Consider the following 16,655-nt stretch of genomic DNA (forward strand, 5'->3'; position numbering starts at 1 on the left):
GCCATACGGAGTCATCATGAACACCACCGCTATCCCCACCGGCGTCATCGAGGCGCTCGACCGCATCCAGCGCGCCTGGGATGCGGGCGACGCGACCGCCTACGCTGCCGAATTCACCGAGGACGCGACGTACGTAATCTTCGCCGGGATCGTCAGCACGGGTCGCGCCGCCATCCGCGCCGACCACGTGCCGGTCTTCGAACGCTGGCAGCGCGGCTCGCGCATGTCGATGCGGATCGTCGACGCGCGGATGCTGAGCGAGCGCGCCGCCGTGGTCGTCACCGAGGGCGGCATCGGCAAGGGTGCGCGGATCCGCCACGACAAGGTGCAGACCTTCGTCATGGTGCGCGAGGGCGACCGCTGGCTGTGCGCGTCGTTCCAGAACACCAAGCGCAACCGGCTGTTCGCCGCGGTCAACGCCCGTGAGAAGCAGCGTCTCGCAGCGTGAGGACGGCGCTCAGCCGGTGAGTTCGGCGAGCTTGCGGGTCGTCCGCAGGTTCCTCGCCGTTCCCGCGACGCCGAGCGCCCGGTCGAGCACGGCCTTGGTGAGCTTGGTCGCGTGCACGCCGCTCTCGCTGTAGCCGATCCAGAGCTCGCGACCGACGAGCGCGATCTCCTCCCCCGGCACCAGGCGCTCCCGCAGAGCGTCGAGGGCACCCACTGCCGGATCGTTCTCGAGGAACATCGCATGCACGAGCTTGTCGACGCCGCCGGGGAAGGGCAGCGCGTCCAGCGCAGCGACGAGCTCGTCGTGCGTCCGCGCGATCACCGGGGTGTCCACGCCGAACTCGGCATGGATGAGCTCGCGCACGCGCGCGCAGGCGGCGACGGCGTCGGGCGGGCTTTCGCAGATGATGTTGCCGCTCGCGATGTAGGTCGACACGCCCTCGAGATCGGTGTCGGATGCCAGCGCCTCGCGCAGCCGCGCCATCGGAACGAGATTGCGACCGCTGACGTTCACAGCGCGAAGCAGCAGGACGCTGCGGCTCATCCCCGGCCCTCGAACGCCGCCGGGCTCTCGACGAGCTCCGCCCCGGCGTGCGCGAGCTCGCCGAGCGCCGCCGCGCTCGACTCCGCGCCGACCCCGGCGACGAGGTCCGTGAGGATGCGCACGTGCACGCCGTGCGCGATCGCGTCGAGTGCCGTGGCGCGCACGCAGTGATCTGTCGCGATGCCGACGACGTCGGCGCTGAGGATGCCGTGGTCCAGCAGGATCGCGGCCGTCGTCGCACCGCCGTCCTCCACGCCCTCGAACATGGAGTACGCCGGGACGCCCTGTCCCTTGCGCACATGATGTGTGACGGCATCCGTCACCAGCAGCGGGTCGTAGTCGGCGCCGTGCGTATCCGCGACGCAGTGCACCGGCCAGGTGTCGACGTAGTCCGGGTCATCGGCGAAGTGCCCGCCGTTGTCTCCGGCCGCATCGTGCCAGTCGCGCGACGCCACGATGACGTCGTAGTCGCCCCTGTGCGAGGCCAGGAGTTCCGAGACCGCGGATGCGACGGCATCCCCTCCGGTCACCGCGAGCGCCCCGCGCTCGGTGAAGTCGTTCTGCACGTCGACGATGAGAAGTGCTCTGCCCATGTCTCGAGCGTACGCGGGCGCTCGGACGAACGCGAAGGTCCCGTGACGCTGGACGCATCACGGGACCTGTGGAGCCCCGAGTCAGGATTGAACTGACGGCCTTTCCATTACGAGTGGAATGCTCTACCACTGAGCTATCGGGGCGTGCGCGGCGAAAGCGGCACGATCAAGAATCTTACCCTGTCCGCACCGTCACCGCGAAATCACCCGACGCGTCGCGCGCGCCGAGGCGCTCACTCGCACTCCAGGTCGCCGGTGGGCACGGTGTCGTCGAGGAAGTACGCGTCGACCGCGCTGTCGACGCAGCTGTTGCCCTTGTTGTAGCCGGTGTGCCCCTCGCCCACGCGGGTGATGAGCACGCCCTCCTCCAGCTGGTCCGCCAGCGAGACCGACCACTCGTACGGGGTCGCGGGGTCGTTGGTCGTGCCGACGACGAGGATGGGGCCTGCGCCGGCGGCGTGGATCTCTCCGCGGGTTCCGGTGGGCGGGTACGGCCACACCTCGCAGGAGTCCGGGCCGCTCCAGTACGGCGCGATCGTCGGGGCGCCCTCGGCGATCTTCGCGTCCGCCGCATCCTGAGCGGCCTGGTCGTTCTCGACCGGGTAGTCCATGCAGTTGTAGGCGCGGAACGCCTCGCTGGAGTTGTCGAGGTAGGCGCCGTCCTCGCGGGCGTTGTAGAAATCGGCGAGGACGAACGCCGTGTACGGATCGCCCTGCAGGGCCTCGTCGAGCGCCTGGGTGAGGTAGGTCCAGCTGTCGGCGGAATAGAGGGCGGCGATGATCCCTGTCATGAGCGAGTCGGCGCCGAGCATCCGGCCGTCGCCGTTCTCGAGCGGGGTGCGGTCGACGGCGGCGAGCAGAGCGCCCAGGTCGGCCATGGCCTCGTCCACCGTTCCGTTGAACGGGCAGGATCCGGAATCCAGGCAGTCCTGCATGTACGCGCGCAGCGCGGATTCGAAGCCGAGAGCCTGCGTGGTGCCGACCTCGGTTCCCGAGACCGCCGGGTCGATCGCACCGTCCAGCACGAGGCGCCCCGCCTTCTCGGGGTAGAGGTTCGCGTACGTCGCACCGAGGAACGTGCCGTACGAGTAGCCCAGGTAGTTGAGCTGCTTGTCGCCGAGCACCGCACGGATCAGGTCCATGTCGCGCGCGGAGTTCACAGTGGTGATGAAGGGCAGGATGCCGTCGCTGTTCGCGTCGCATGCCTCCGCGAAGGCCGTGTTGCGCTGCGTGAGCTCCGCCTCCCACTCGGCACTGCCGCGGGGCGCTGCCGGGATGTCATAGAGGTACGCGTCCATGCCGGCTGCATCGAAGCAGCGCACCGCGGTGGAATCGCCGACGCCGCGGGGGTCGAACCCGATGACGTCGTACGCGTCGGCGAGATCGGCGCTGACGGCGTAGCTCAGGCTGTCGAGGATGAAGTCCCGGCCGCTGGCCCCCGGCCCGCCCGGGTTCGTCAGCAGCGATCCGACCGGGGTGCCGCTGGCCTGATGGCGCACGACCGACAGCTGGATCTCGCCGTCGCCCGGGTTCTCCCAATCGAGCGGCGCCGTGACGTACGTGCAATCGAAGGTCGCGCCTCCCCGGTCGCATGCCGCCCACTCCAGCGTCTGCTCGTAGAACGGCAGCAGTTCAGCCGGCACGCCCTCGGTGTCGGGGGTGTTCGTGACCGAGGGGCGGGGCTCCGCTCCTTCGGGGATCATCGAGTACAGGCATCCGCTCAGCATCATGGATGCCGCGACCAGCCCGGCCGTGATCGCCGCCAGCCGTCGCAGGCGAGAAGTCTGTCGAATGTTCACGGTTTCCTCCCGCTCGCGATCGTCACGAGCAAACTCTCCAGCGCCAGCGTCGGTGCGACGTTGCGCTCCAGGGATTCCCTGGTCTCGGCAAGGTGGTCGAGCACGACCAGGGTACGGTCCACCGGCCAGGCCGACGCCAGTGCGGTCAGCTCGGTGCGCAGCTCGCTGTTGATGAGGTCGTCGCCGCGGCCGTACTGCAGCATCATGACGTCGCGGAACATCGACTGCATGTCGGTGAGGACCCGGTCGATGCCGTCGCGCAGGCTGCGCGTCGCGCGCTTCTTCTGATCGTCCTCCAGCGCTGAGATCTGTGCGCGGACGGCAGGGGGAACCGCCTGCCCCTCTGCGATGCCCACGGTGCGCAGCAGCGAGGCGCGCTCTGTCGCATCGCGTTCGGCGGTGAGCGCCTTGGCGTCGTCGGTCGCGGCTTGGATGATCTCGCCGGCGACCTCGACCGCCGTCCCGACGCCGCGCACCGAGAGCACGGATCGCAGGGTGCTGTCGCGCCGACGGCGGGCCGCGTCGTCGGTGGCGAGCCGCTGGGCCATGCCGATGTGGCGCTGCGAATGGCGGGCGGCCTGCTCGGCGACCTCGGGAGAGGCTCCGGTGCGTTCGACGATGAGCCGGGCGACGTCGGCGACGTCGGGTTCGCGCAGCCGCAGCGGACGCACCCGGGAGCGGATGGTCGGCAGCAGATCGGCCTCGCTCGGGGCGCACAGCACCCAGACGGTCTTCTCGGGAGGCTCTTCGAGCGCCTTGAGGAGCACGTTCGAGGTGCGCTCGACCATGCGATCGGCGTCTTCGACGACGATCACGCGATATCGGCCGGCGGATGGCGCGAAGTACGACCGTTCGACGAGCGCGCGCGCCTCCTTGATCGTGATGATGACCTTGTCGGTGCGCAACGCCGTCACATCGGGGTGCGTGCCGGCGAGGACCTGTCGCATGGTCTGCTCGTCCTCGGGCCCGTCGGCGATGAGCGCCGCGGCGAACGCGTAGGCGAGGGTCGACCTGCCCGATCCGGGCGGACCGGTGATGAGCCAGGCGTGCGACAGCGCCGAAGGATCGGCTGCCGCCGACCGCAGCGCGTCGACCGCATCCTCCTGCCCCCACACGTCCGTCCAGGGGAACGGGGCGAGGGTCGCGGTCATGGTCTCAGCCTAACCGTCACTGCCGACAGGGCCGGCGCGTCCGCCTGCCCTCGCCGAAACAGGCCCTGTCCTGCGAAACGGGCCGTGCGACGCCCTGTTTCACAGGGGAGGACCTGTTTCGCGGTCAGGCGGCGGGGGCAGGATCGCGGCGACGCGGGAGCGGATCGCCTCGGCGATCTCGTCGGGGGATGCCGCAGCATCCACGACGAGGAAGCGCTCGGGCTCGGCATCCGCCAGCGCGAGGTACGCCGCGCGGACACGCGTGTGGAAGTCGACTTTCTCGGCCTCGAGGCGGTCGAACGGCTTGTCGGCCGAATCGAGGCGCTCCCGCGCCGCCGCCGGATCGAGGTCGAGCAGCAGCGTGAGATCGGGAAGCGCACCGTCGGATGCCCACAGCGACAGTTCGCGGACCTCGGTGGAATCGAGAACACGGCCCGCGCCCTGATAGGCGACCGACGAGTCGAGGTACCGGTCCTGCAGCACGATCTCGCCGCGTTCGAGCGCCGGACGCACGACGGTCGCGACATGGTGGGCTCGGTCGGCGGCGTACAGCAGGGCCTCGGCGCGCGGGGCGATGTCGCCGCGGTGGTGCAGCACGATCTCGCGGATCAGCTGCCCGACCTCGCTGCCGCCCGGCTCGCGGGTGCGCACGACGGTGCGCCCTTCTTCGATGAGCCAGTGCTCGAGGCGCTCCGCCTGTGTCGTCTTGCCCGAGCCGTCGCCGCCCTCGAGGGTGATCCAGAGGCCGGAGCGCCTCGTCACGCCTTCGCCTTCGCGGCGTTGGCCGCACGGGTCGCGGCGGCCTTCTTCGCCGCAGCCGAACGGGCGGCCGCCTTCTCGGCATCCGTCTTGGCCGTGGCCTTCTTCGCCGGCGCCTTCTTGGTCGCCGTCTTCTTGGCCGGTGCCTTCGCCGCGGCCTTCTTCGCCCCGCGCTTGGGGGCCGGGCCCTTGGCGCGCTTGTCGGCGAGCATCTGGACGGCGATCTCGAAGGTGACGTCCTCGGGCTTCTGGCCGCGCGGGATCGTCACGTTCGTCTCGCCGTCGGTCACGTACGGCCCGAAGCGCCCATCGCGCACGCGGATCGGCTTGCCGCTGACCGGGTCGGCGTCGAACTCGGCGAGCGCGCTGGAGGCCCGGCGGGAGCCGGCGCCGTACTTCGGCTGCGCGTAGATCGCGAGTGCCTCATCGAGCGTCACGTCGAAGATCTGCTGCTCGTTCTCGAGCGACCGCGAGTCCGTCCCCTTCTTCAGATACGGACCGTACCGGCCGTTCTGGGCGGTGATCTCGTCGCCCGACTCGGGGTCGGTGCCGACGATGCGCGGGAGGCTCAGCAGCTTCAGCGCGGTGTCGAGATCGATCGTGTCGACCGACATCGAGCGAAACAGCGACCCGGTCCGAGGCTTGGGTGCGTCCTTCTTCGCCGTCTTCTTCTTCGGCGCTTCGACGACCTCGCCGGTGGCCTCGTCGATCTGCGGGTCCTCTTCGGGCAGGTTCTCCTGCACGTAGGGTCCGTAGCGGCCGTCCTTGACGACGATCACGCGCCCGTTCTCGGGGTTCTCGCCGAGGACGCGGTCGCCGGCGACCGGTGCGTCGATGAGCTCCTGTGCCTTCTCGGCGGTGAGCTCGTCGGGCGCGAGGTCCTCGGGGACGTTCACGATGCGTCCGCGCTCATCGGGCTTGGCCGGGTCGATCACTTCGAGGTATGGGCCGTACTTGCCGAAGCGGAGCGTGGCGTTGTCGGTGATGCGCGTCGAGTTCAGTGCGCGGGCGTCGATCTCGCCGAGGTTGTCGACGACCTGACGCAGACCCACGTGGGCATCCGAGCCGAAGTAGAACGAGTGCAGCCATTCGACGCGCTTCTGCTCGCCGCGGGCGATCGCGTCGAGGTCGTCCTCGAGCGCTGCGGTGAAGTCGTAATCGATGAGATCGGAGAAGTGCTCCTCGAGCAGCCGGACGACACTGAACGCCATCCAGGTCGGCACGAGGGCCTGGCCGCGCTTGGTGGCGTACCCGCGGTCGATGACCGTGCCGATGATGCTGGCGAACGTCGACGGGCGACCGATGCCGTGCTCTTCGAGGGCCTTCACGAGCGAAGCCTCGGTGTACCGCGGCTTCGGCGTGGTCCTGTGGCCCTTCGCCTCGGCATCCGACATCGCGAGCTCGTCGCCGACGGTGACGGCGGGGAGGGACTGGTTCGAGTCCGCGTCGGCGTCGCCGCGCTTCTCGTCCTTGCCCTCCTCGTACGCCTCGAGGAAGCCCTTGAACGTGTACACGGTTCCGGATGCCGTGAACTCGGCGTTGCGGCCGTCGGCATCGACCGCGATCGTGACGGTCGTGGTCTCGTACTTGGCGTCGGCCATCTGGCTGGCGACCGTGCGCTTCCAGATCAGGTCGTACAGGCGCAGCTCTTCGCGGTCGAGTTCGCCGGACACGGAAGCCGGCTTGCGGAAGTTCTCGCCCGACGGACGGATCGCCTCGTGCGCCTCCTGCGCGTTCTTGCTCTTGGACTTGTACACCCGGGGCTTCAGCGGCACAGCGCTGTCGCCGTACAGCGCGACCGCCTGGCTGCGCGCCGCCTGCACCGCCTGGGTGCTCAGCGCCACCGAGTCGGTTCGCATATAGGTGATGAAGCCCTTCTCATACAGGCGCTGGGCGACGCTCATCGCCTGCTTGGCGCTCATCGAGAGCTTGCGACCGGCCTCCTGCTGGAGGGTGGAGGTCGTGAACGGGGCGTACGGGCTGCGCGTGCCCGGCTTGGCCTCGACCTTGGTGACTGTGCCGGCGCCGGCGGCGTCAACGGCGTGCGCGTGGGCTGTCGCGTCCTTCTCGGAGAGGACGACGACGGCCTTCTTGAGCTTTCCGGTGTCGTCGAAGTCGGTTCCTCGAGCGAGTTGCCCGCCGTCGACGCGCACGAGGCGCACGCGGAACGAGCTGCCGCTGGATGCCGAGGCCTCGACGTCCCAGTAGTCGGCCGAGACGAAGGCCATGCGCTCGCGCTCCCGCTCGACGATCATGCGCGTCGCCGCTGACTGCACGCGTCCGGCAGAGAGACCGGTCTTGACCTTGTACCAGAGCACGGGCGAGACGTCCCAGCCGTAGAGGCGGTCGAGGATGCGCCGGGTCTCCTGGGCGTCGACGAGCGCGAGGTCGAGCTCGCGGGTGTTGCCGACGGCGGCCTGGATGGCGTCCTTCGTGATCTCGTGGAACACCATGCGCTTGACAGGCACCTTGGGCTTGAGGGTCTCGAGCAGGTGCCAGGCGATGGCTTCGCCTTCGCGGTCCTCATCAGTGGCGAGCAGGAGCTCGTCGGCGCTCTTGAGCGCGCGCCGGAGCTCGGCGACGGTCTTCGTCTTGCGGTCGGAGACGACGTAGTAGGGGTCGAAGCCGTTCTCGATATCGATCGAGTACTTGCCGTAGGCCTTCTTGTCGGCGGCCGGGATGTCCTTCTTGTCAGCGAGGTCGCGGATGTGGCCGACGGAGCTGAGCACCTCGTAGTCGTCGCCCAGGTATCCCTGAATCGACCGCATCTTCGTCGGGGACTCGACGATGACGAGCTTCTTGCCTTCAGCCAAGGGTGCGTCCTTTCTTCGAAGCACACCATACACACCACTGTCGTGGCGTGCTCACAGCAGAACTGTGAGCGGGTCTCGGGTCGATGCCGTCAGAATCCCTCGGGCGGCCCTGCGCGGGCTCGGGAGACGGCAGCAAGTCCAGCGTACGCCGCTTCCACGCGCACGGTCGCCATGAGTCCGTCGAGCGTGCACTCGACGAGCACCGCTCCGGACGCTGCGGCGACGCGCGCGGCGAGCACACAGGGCTCGGCGTCCGTGATCACGGCCCCGGATGCGGCATCCGCTGCGGCGAGCGCCGCCGCGTCGGCCGCCCCTGCCGCGCGCTGCGCGGTCACCGCCGCACCGCCGACCGCGGCGAGCCCGACAGCGAGGGCTGCGGACACCGCGAGCACGGAGGCCGACAGCGCCGTGCCCGCCATCACAGTCCCCCGGCGAGCGCGCAGCTCGATGCCGACAGGGGGATGCTGATGATCCGTCCGAGCCGGGCATCGATCCGCGCGCTGACGCAGACGAACTCGTCGCGGGTGTGGCTGCTGACGCGCGCGCCGTCGACGGATGCCGCCACCGCGGCTTCCGCAGCCGCTGCGCTCTCGCCGCGGCCGAGGAGCCGAGCGGCATCGGCCACGGCATCCTGCACGGCGACGAGCTGCGCTGTGGCGCCGAGCGCGCCGGCACCGAGCAGCAGCGTCAGCGCGACGGCGGGCAGGGCGAGGGCGAGCTCGGCGGCCACGGAGCCGCGTTCGGAGTCGTGGGAGGAGCCGCGCATGCGCTCACGAGACGGTCAGGGCTCGGCGCACGAGGTCGGTGAGGATGCCACGCACCTCGTCCGAGCGCATGATCACGACGAGCAGTCCCGCGAACGCGACAGCCGCCATCGTCGTGATCGCGTACTCGGCGGTCGCCGCTCCCGACTCGTCGGTGAACAGCGACGCCGCGCGGCGTCTGGTGAGGGTGGGGACGGTGTTCATGTGTTCCTTCTTTCTGGGTGTGCCGCCGTCAGATGGGCAGCGGGGTGGATGAGAGGACGGAGAGGATGAGGGGTGCGACGCCCAATAGGAGGAATGCGGGGAGAGTGCATACGCCCAGCGGGATCAGCAGCTGTGACGAGAGCCTCGCCGCTCGCAGTCGCCCCTGCACCCGGGCGTCGTGGCGCTCCTGTGCGGCGGCCGCACGCAGGAGCTCGCCTGCAGGGACGCCGGCGGCACGCGAGAGGTCGAGCACCGCGGCCGTACGATCGCCCTGCAGGTGGTCTCGGGCCGGGGTGTCGTCGACGAGCTGCAGCGACCGGGAGATCGACGCTCCGCCGGACAGCGCGACCGCGACGAGCTCGGCGTGCATCCCTGGGCTCCCCGGATCCGGCTGCGCCCGCTGCAGGAGGCGCCGCGTCCAGAGCCGCGCCGCGAGCACGAGCAGGAGCCCGGCGACCAGGCACGCGATGCCGATCGGATGCGTGAACAGGATGCCGAGAGTGTCGAACCCGAGAGCGAATCCGAGCAGCAGCCCCGCGAGCGGCATCCACAGCAGCAGACGCGCGGTTCCCGCCGGCTCCGCGAGGGCGATCCGCACGTCGTCGGCAGCGGACGCCGCATCCCGCATGCTCTCGGCCAGGGAGCGCAGCACCTCCGCGAGCGGTGCGCCGACCGTCGTCGCGACCTCCCACGCCGCGGCGGCGTCGCGCCACGCTCCGCCCTCGGCTTCGATCGCCGCCGGGAGCGGTACCCCCTCGCCGCAGCGATCGACGACCCGGCGCGCACTCGCATCGCCGGAGTCGGCGAGGTGGCGCCAGGCGTTCAGCGGCACCGATCCCGCCTGCAGCAGCACGGCGAGCGTCCGGACGGCGACGGCAGCCGCCTCGGCGGTGTCGACGGCTGCGGACCCGCGGCGCCCGGTCACCATGGCTGCACGACCTCGATGTCGAGTCGCTCGCCCCGGAGCAGGAACCGGCCGGCCTGTTCGAGACGGCGGATGCCGCCGGTATCACGGTCGAGGTGGAGGACGACGGTGAAGGCGCTGACGACCTGACGGGCCAGAGCCGTGGCATCCATCCCGGCGAGCGCGCCGAGCGCCTCGAGACGAGCAGGCACGTCGGCGATGCCGCTGGCGTGCATGGTTCCTGCACCGCCGTCGTGCCCGGTGTTCAGCGCCGAGAGCAGCTCGCGCACCTCTTCGCCGCGGCATTCGCCGACCACCAGACGATCCGGTCGCATGCGCAGCGATTCCCGCACGAGGCGCGCGAGCGTGATGGCGCCGGCGCCCTCGAGATTCGACTGCCGTGCTTCGAGGGCGACGTGGTGCGGATGCTCCGGACGCAGCTCCGCGACATCCTCGATGGTCACGATCCGTTCGCGGGCAGGAACGGCGCGCAGCATCGCGGACAGCAGCGTCGTCTTGCCCGTTCCCGTGCCGCCTGTGATGAGGACGTTCGCCCTGGCCGCCACGAGCGACTCGAGCCACGCCCGCTGCGGCGCGTCGAAGGCGCCGAGCGCCGCCAGCGCGTCGAGATCGCTCGCCCCAACGCGCGGAATGCGGACGGACACCGCCGTCCCCGACGCCGACACCGGCGACAGCACGGCGTGCACGCGGATGCCGGAGGCGAGCCGCACATCGACGCAGGGAGACTGGTCGTCCAGGTGCCTGCCGCCCGCTCCGATCAGCGCCACGGCCAGGTCTCGCACCTCGCGCTCGGACGCCGCCCAGTCGCGAACGCGCTCGGCTCCGGACCCGCGGTCGACGAAGAGTCCGTCGGCGCCATTGACGAACAGGTCGGTGACGAGCGGATCGGCGCAGTGCTCGGCGAGGGGGCCGAGCACGGCCTCCAGCTCGGGAGGGAGCGGTGCGCGCTCGCCCGGCATGTGCACCGCGGCGGATGCACGGGGTCGGATGATGAACGGCTGCGGCATGACCCGACGTTAGGCCCGTCGGCATCCTCGCCGGGGCCGGAAACCCACGGCCCGTGCGCAACCGGTGCAGCGGATCGCGCGGTGCAGAACGATTGCGCAGTGCGCCTTTACCCACTTTCGGAGGTACTGGCGCGATATGAGCGAGACTAGATTCACCTCACAGTCGTGACCCGTGCACGACCTCGTCCACCGCAAAGGAGCGCGTCCATGAGCAGCCAGATCGATCACCTCCTCGACGAGAGCCGGCAGTTCCCGCCGTCCGACGAGTTCGCCGCGTCTGCGGTCGCGAAGGCAGACCTGTACGAGCGCGCAGCGGCGGACCGCGAGGGCTTCTGGGGCGATCAGGCACGGGAGCTGCTGCACTGGCACACGCCCTTCACCCGCGTCCTGGACTGGTCGACGCCGCCGTTCGCCAAGTGGTTCGACGACGGCGAACTGAACGTCGCCTACAACTGCCTCGATCGGCATGTCGAAGCGGGCAACGGCGACCGCGTCGCCCTGCTCTGGGAGGGCGAGCCGGGCGACGAACGGCGCATCACGTACGCCGAGCTGACCGACGAGGTCAAGCGCGTCGCCAACGTCCTCGAAGGGCTGGGCGTCGGAGCAGGCGACCGGGTCGCGATCTATCTGCCCATGATCCCTGAGGCCGTGGCGTCCATGCTCGCGGTCGCCAGGCTCGGCGCGATCCACTCGGTCGTCTTCGGAGGATTCAGCGCCGAGAGCCTGCGCTCCCGGATCGACGACGCCGGTGCCAAGCTCGTCATCACCGCCGACGGCGGCTACCGCAAGGGCAAGGTCTCGCCGCTCAAGCCCGCCGTAGACCAAGCGCTCAGCGACGACCGCTTCGGCGAGCAGCAGACCGTCGAGCACGTGCTCGTCGTCAAGCGCGGCGAGAACGAGGTGGACTGGGTGGAGGGACGTGACGTGTGGTGGCACGACGTCGTGCCTGCGGCATCCGCCGAGCACGTCGCGGAGCCGTTCCCCGCGGAGAACCCCCTGTTCATCCTCTACACGTCCGGAACCACCGGGAAGCCGAAGGGCATCCTGCACACCTCCGGCGGATACCTGACCCAGGCCGCCTACACGCACCGGAACGTCTTCGATCTGAAGCCCGAGAGCGACGTGTACTGGTGCACGGCCGACATCGGATGGATCACCGGGCACAGCTATGTCACGTACGGCCCGCTCGCGAACGGCGCCACCCAGGTGCTGTACGAGGGAACGCCCGACGCCCCGCATCCCGGTCGCTGGTGGGAGATCATCCAGAAGTACGGGGTGAGCATCTTCTACACCGCGCCCACGGCGATCCGCTCGTTCATGAAGACCGGCCGCGCGATCCCGCAGAAGTTCGACCTGTCGTCGATCCGCGTGCTCGGTTCGGTCGGAGAGCCCATCAACCCCGAGGCGTGGATGTGGTACCGCGAGGTCATCGGCGGCGGCAGCGCCCCCATCGTGGACACGTGGTGGCAGACCGAGACCGGCGCGATCATGGTCTCGCCCCTCCCCGGCGTCACGGCGACCAAGCCCGGTTCGGCGCAGGTGCCGCTCCCGGGCATCTCGATCGATGTCGTCGACGAGACGGGCAGCGAGGTGGGTAACGGCAACGGCGGTCTGCTCGTGATCACCGAACCGTGGCCGAGCATGCTGCGCGGCATCTGGGGCGACCCCGAGCGCTACAAGGAGACGTACTGGGAGAAGTTCGAGAAGCAGGGCTACTACTTCGCCGGCGATGGCGCCCGCCTCGACGCCGACGGCGACCTGTGGCTGCTGGGCCGCGTCGACGACGTCATGAACGTCTCCGGGCACCGGCTCTCGACCGCCGAGATCGAATCGTCGCTCGTCGCCCACGAGGCCACGGCCGAGGCCGCGGTGGTCGGAGCGTCGGATGAGACCACGGGGCAGGCCGTGGTCGCCTTCGTGATTATCAAGGAGAGCTACCTCGCGGCCCACGACCCGGCCGGTCTCGCCACGCAGCTGCGCAGCTGGGTCGGCGAGCAGATCGGCGCGATCGCCCGCCCGCGCGACGTCTACATCGTGGGCGAGCTGCCCAAGACCCGCTCGGGCAAGATCATGCGACGGCTGCTGCGCGACGTCGCTGAGGGCCGTGAAGTGGGAGACACCACCACGCTCGCCGACACCGCGGTCATGAGCATCATCTCGGCACAGGTCAAGTAGCGGCGGTCCCGAACACCTCGTGCCGTTGATCGCGGTGCGGGGGGTTCACCGTGCGGGTACGCTCAGCGCCCTCATCCGCTCGCGGACCGTGCGAAACACGGCGGGGTCGAACGGGAAGTCCCCGCCGTCCTCACCCACCAGCCGCATAACCTCGTCGCCGAGCGTGATGGAGAAGTTCACGATCATCCGCGCCTCGGTGGCGTGATCGGCGTCCGCCAAGCGAGCCGATGCCGGATGTGCATCGAGCCAGTTCTCGATCACGTCCTGCAGTCCGGCGCGACTCGTCCCGGCCGCCCACGACACCGTCGTAGTGGTGCCCGGTTCCCGGGCGAAAAGCGCGAACCGCTTGCGCAGGAGTTCGTCGCCACCCTGCCCGCGGACGGTCTCCATCACGATCCGCGAGGCGGCGATCACGAGGTCGTCTCGGTGCGCGCTCAAAATGCGCTCGGTGAGCACAGGGTCGTAGACCAGGGCGGATCCGAAGATCGCATGCTCGAGCGAGGGGAAGTAGTTGAAGAACGTGCTGCGCGACACCATCGCCACTTCGCAGATGCGGTCGACCGTCACGGCGTGAACGCCTTCCTCATAGGCGATTCCGACCGCGGCCTCCTCCATGGCCCGACGCGCGACGCGCATCTTCTTCTCGCGGAGCCCTTCCGTCATCGCCGTCCCTCCTCTCCCTTCATCCCACCCTAAGTCAATCTCCCTGGGTTGCGTAAAAGTTTGGACTGAGTCCATACTTAGCCATGAACCATCAGAAGGGATCGCCATGCCTCACACCGTCGCACGACGACGTCGGAATCTGCTCTCCCCGCTACGCACCGCAGGTGTGCTGTCCGTAGCCACCGGCCTTGTCTTGGTGGGGCTGCCCGCGATCGCCAGCGCCGCGGAGTCCGAATCAGGCCACATACTCATCACGACGACTCTCTCCGACGGGACGGCATCCGCACCGCTCGGCGGTGCTGCCGTGACCGTGCTCTCCACCGAGTACCCCGAGCAGGTCATCGCCACCGGCACCACCTCGGCAGACGGAACCGTGTCGGTGCGCATACCCGCGACGGACACCAGCTTCATCGCCGAGGCATCCTGGCCCGGCGCTGTCGGCGACCTCCTCGAACCCGCGGTGAGGAGGGAGTTCAACCCCACGCTGGGAGATCCCGTCACCCTCCCGCTCGAGGGCTCCTTCGGTGAGATCAGCGGCGCGGTGACCGCGACATCGGATGCCTCCCCTCTCGCCGACCTCTCGGGCGCGAGCGTCACCATCCTCAGTGGCGGCACGGCAGTGCAGCGCGTCCCGGTCGCCGCAGACGGCACGTTCCGATCAGGCTCATTGCCGACGACATCCACCGACGACTACAGCATCCGCTTCGAGCCGGCCACGGGATTCACGCTCGCGGATGCGCAGCCGTCGGACAATCCCGCCTTCGCGCTTCCCCGAGGCGAAGAGAGTCCCAGCCTCGTCCATGTGGACCGCTCCTTCGCGCTCATCTCGGATACCGCGGCACCGACCCCCTCACCCACGGACACCCCGACACCGACACCCACACCCACACCCACACCCACACCCACGGACGCTCCGACGCCCACGCCCACACCCACACCCACACCCACCGCCACCCCGACCCCGACGCCCTCCACCGATCCGGTACAGCAGGCCTACATCGCGGTCTTCCAGCGCCCGGACGATGTCGGCCTCACCGGCGCTTTCAGCGGCATCTCGGAGCCCGAGCTTGCCGACCTGCTCGCGGCCGCGGCGGGCACACCGAATGTCACATTCCCTCTCCTCAACGGCTCGGGACAGGCGCTCGGCCTCGCGGAGCGGCCGTCTACGAACGAGGCGGCCGCCGCATCCCAGCTGCTGTCGCCGGTGGTCTCCAGCCTGCCGGGTGTCACTGTGAACGAGATCTCGCTCACCGCGTTCGATCTCGAAGGGGCTCTGCGCGCTGTCCAGGATCAGCGCGTCCGGCTGCTCGACCAGCAGCTTTCCTCTCAGGTCACGGCTGTGCAGAAACGCAACGCCCGCGTGGTCACGCTCAACGCGGCCATCACGGCCCTGAACGCATACGTCGCCGGGCCGACTGATGAGTCGCTGGCCACTGCGATCGCGGCCGCACGCCCGGCCGTGGAGTCGCACGTTCTCCTTTCGGCGACGTCGGACTCCACCGGGGTGAGAACGGCCGCTGCCGACCTCGTCGCAACGCTGCGCGTAGAACGCGACGCCGTCACGAACACTCAGCAGATGGATATGCTGCGACTGGCCGGCTTGACCGACAAGCGCAGTGAAGCGGCCGACCTGATGTCCTCATTCCTGACGAAGATGCAGGGTTCGCAGTCGTCGATCATCGGCAACATGCGATCGACCCCGGTATCGCTCGGCACTGTCCAGTGGGACAGCGCCGCCATCACCGGCAGCTTCGACCTCACCGGCGTCACGGACGGGGAGCACCACCTCATCCTCAGCTTCGACGGCCTCGGCCTCACCGTCGTTGCCGCGGTGACCGTGCAGCGCAATGAACTCGCCGCGACCGGAGGCGAGTCGGGTGCGGCGCTCTGGGTCGGGCCAGCACTGCTCGTGCTCGGAGCGGGCGCACTGATCGGCTCATCGCTCCGGACGCGGCGCCGGGCGCGCGTCTGATGAGGTGACACGGACGGAGGCCGCCGGCGCCAGGTGAAGTAGCCACGAGACTGCAAGGCCGCGCCGAGACTGCGTCGATTCGACGCTGTCTCGGCGCGGCCTTGAGGATTCAGCGGCGCAGCGTCATGCCAGCGTGAAGGTGACCTCGACCTCGACGGGGCTGTCCAGGGGCAGCACGGCGACGCCGACGGCGGCACGAGCATGGCGTCCCGCGTCGCCGAAGATCTCGCCGAGCACCTCGCTCGCTCCGTTGATGACGCCCGGTTGCCCGGTGAACGACGGGGCGGATGCCACGAACCCGCCGACGCGCAGCACGCCGCCGATCTTCTCCAGGCCTCCGGCTGCGGACGCCGCCGCGGCGAGCGCGTTCAGGGCGCAGGTGCGGGCATAGCCCTTGGCATCCTCTGCGGGCACCTCTGCACCGACCTTGCCCGTCGCCGGCAACTCACCCGAAGCGAACGGGAGCTGACCGGAGGTGTAGACGAGACCGCCGTGCACGACGGCGGGGACATAGGAAGCGACAGGAGGCGCGACCTCCGGCAGCTCGATTCCGAGCTCTGCGAGGCGTGCGGCGACGCTCATGCGGCACCTCCGTCGAACTGGCGGGCGGCCTGCTCGGCCGCGGCGAGGCCGCCGGTGTTCGAGCCGTCCGCCGTCACCGGGCGCTTGAAGTAGGCGACGAGCCCGCCTTCAGGGCCCTGCACGACCTGCACGAGCTCCCACCCCTGCTTGCCCCAGTTGTTGAGGATCGCGGCGGTGTTGTGGATCAGCAGCGGGGTGGTGAGGTACTCCCACGTTGTCATGGCACTCCTGGCGTCGGTGACGCCCGGCATCCGTGC

General features: G+C 69.6%; 17 protein-coding genes and 1 tRNA gene. 3 read left to right on the forward strand and 15 right to left on the reverse strand.

Annotated elements, in window-relative coordinates; translation table 11 throughout:
- Positions 1–16: 16 nt before the first annotated feature.
- Positions 17–448, forward strand: a complete 432-nt coding sequence (locus AB0269_RS13635) for an SgcJ/EcaC family oxidoreductase (RefSeq protein WP_366211797.1) — start codon at positions 17–19, stop codon at positions 446–448.
- 9 nt (positions 449–457) lie between these two features.
- Here AB0269_RS13635 and AB0269_RS13640 read toward each other — a convergent pair whose 3' ends face one another.
- From AB0269_RS13640 to AB0269_RS13695, 12 genes are all read right to left on the reverse strand, one after another.
- Positions 458–991, reverse strand: coding sequence for a DUF1697 domain-containing protein (locus AB0269_RS13640; protein ID WP_366211798.1), 534 nt, complete (start codon positions 989–991; stop codon positions 458–460).
- Entirely contained in the window at positions 988–1,584 is a 597-nt protein-coding gene (locus tag AB0269_RS13645; protein ID WP_366211799.1) for an isochorismatase family protein, read from the reverse strand. The genes AB0269_RS13640 and AB0269_RS13645 overlap by 4 nt, the downstream gene beginning before the upstream one ends.
- 69 nt (positions 1,585–1,653) lie before the next feature.
- Positions 1,654–1,728 (reverse strand) — tRNA-Thr (locus tag AB0269_RS13650).
- An 89-nt stretch (positions 1,729–1,817) separates the two neighbouring features.
- Positions 1,818–3,314, reverse strand: a complete 1,497-nt coding sequence (locus AB0269_RS13655) for an alpha/beta hydrolase (RefSeq protein WP_366211862.1) — start codon at positions 3,312–3,314, stop codon at positions 1,818–1,820.
- A 65-nt stretch (positions 3,315–3,379) separates the two neighbouring features.
- Positions 3,380–4,534 (reverse strand): DNA polymerase III subunit delta', encoded by a 1,155-nt coding sequence (locus tag AB0269_RS13660; RefSeq protein WP_366211800.1) that lies wholly within the window; start codon positions 4,532–4,534, stop codon positions 3,380–3,382.
- Between the two features lie 99 nt (positions 4,535–4,633).
- Positions 4,634–5,296: a dTMP kinase gene (gene tmk, locus AB0269_RS13665; protein WP_366211801.1), complete on the reverse strand. Its 663-nt coding sequence runs from the start codon at positions 5,294–5,296 to the stop codon at positions 4,634–4,636.
- Positions 5,293–8,106: a type I DNA topoisomerase gene (gene topA / locus AB0269_RS13670; protein ID WP_366211802.1), complete on the reverse strand. Its 2,814-nt coding sequence runs from the start codon at positions 8,104–8,106 to the stop codon at positions 5,293–5,295. The genes tmk and topA overlap by 4 nt, the downstream gene beginning before the upstream one ends.
- 89 nt (positions 8,107–8,195) lie before the next feature.
- Positions 8,196–8,525 (reverse strand): helicase, encoded by a 330-nt coding sequence (locus AB0269_RS13675; protein ID WP_366211803.1) that lies wholly within the window; start codon positions 8,523–8,525, stop codon positions 8,196–8,198.
- Positions 8,525–8,872, reverse strand: a complete 348-nt coding sequence (locus tag AB0269_RS13680; protein WP_366211804.1) for a TadE family type IV pilus minor pilin — start codon at positions 8,870–8,872, stop codon at positions 8,525–8,527. The genes AB0269_RS13675 and AB0269_RS13680 overlap by 1 nt, the downstream gene beginning before the upstream one ends.
- Before the next feature lie 4 nt (positions 8,873–8,876).
- Entirely contained in the window at positions 8,877–9,074 is a 198-nt protein-coding gene (locus AB0269_RS13685; RefSeq protein ID WP_175985370.1) for a DUF4244 domain-containing protein, read from the reverse strand.
- Positions 9,075–9,102: 28 nt separating this feature from the next.
- Positions 9,103–10,002 (reverse strand): type II secretion system F family protein, encoded by a 900-nt coding sequence (locus AB0269_RS13690; RefSeq protein ID WP_366211805.1) that lies wholly within the window; start codon positions 10,000–10,002, stop codon positions 9,103–9,105.
- Positions 9,996–11,006: a TadA family conjugal transfer-associated ATPase gene (locus tag AB0269_RS13695; protein WP_366211806.1), complete on the reverse strand. Its 1,011-nt coding sequence runs from the start codon at positions 11,004–11,006 to the stop codon at positions 9,996–9,998. The genes AB0269_RS13690 and AB0269_RS13695 overlap by 7 nt, the downstream gene beginning before the upstream one ends.
- 207 nt (positions 11,007–11,213) lie before the next feature.
- Here AB0269_RS13695 and acs point away from each other — a divergent pair, with 207 nt between their 5' ends.
- Positions 11,214–13,181: an acetate--CoA ligase gene (acs, locus tag AB0269_RS13700; RefSeq protein ID WP_366211807.1), complete on the forward strand. Its 1,968-nt coding sequence runs from the start codon at positions 11,214–11,216 to the stop codon at positions 13,179–13,181.
- Between the two features lie 45 nt (positions 13,182–13,226).
- Here acs and AB0269_RS13705 read toward each other — a convergent pair whose 3' ends face one another.
- Entirely contained in the window at positions 13,227–13,844 is a 618-nt protein-coding gene (locus tag AB0269_RS13705) for a TetR family transcriptional regulator (protein WP_366211808.1), read from the reverse strand.
- Between the two features lie 106 nt (positions 13,845–13,950).
- Between AB0269_RS13705 and AB0269_RS13710 the strand changes: the two genes are divergently transcribed.
- Entirely contained in the window at positions 13,951–15,816 is a 1,866-nt protein-coding gene (locus AB0269_RS13710) for a hypothetical protein (protein ID WP_366211809.1), read from the forward strand.
- 123 nt (positions 15,817–15,939) lie between these two features.
- Here AB0269_RS13710 and AB0269_RS13715 read toward each other — a convergent pair whose 3' ends face one another.
- Positions 15,940–16,398, reverse strand: coding sequence for a RidA family protein (locus tag AB0269_RS13715; protein ID WP_366211810.1), 459 nt, complete (start codon positions 16,396–16,398; stop codon positions 15,940–15,942).
- The gene (locus tag AB0269_RS13720) at positions 16,395–16,619 is read right to left on the reverse strand and encodes a hypothetical protein (protein ID WP_366211811.1); all 225 of its coding nucleotides are present in this window, start codon (positions 16,617–16,619) and stop codon (positions 16,395–16,397) included. The genes AB0269_RS13715 and AB0269_RS13720 overlap by 4 nt, the downstream gene beginning before the upstream one ends.
- Positions 16,620–16,655: the final 36 nt, after the last annotated feature.

Source organism: Microbacterium sp. NPDC077644 (genome assembly GCF_040702785.1).
Lineage (GTDB): Bacteria > Actinomycetota > Actinomycetes > Actinomycetales > Microbacteriaceae > Microbacterium.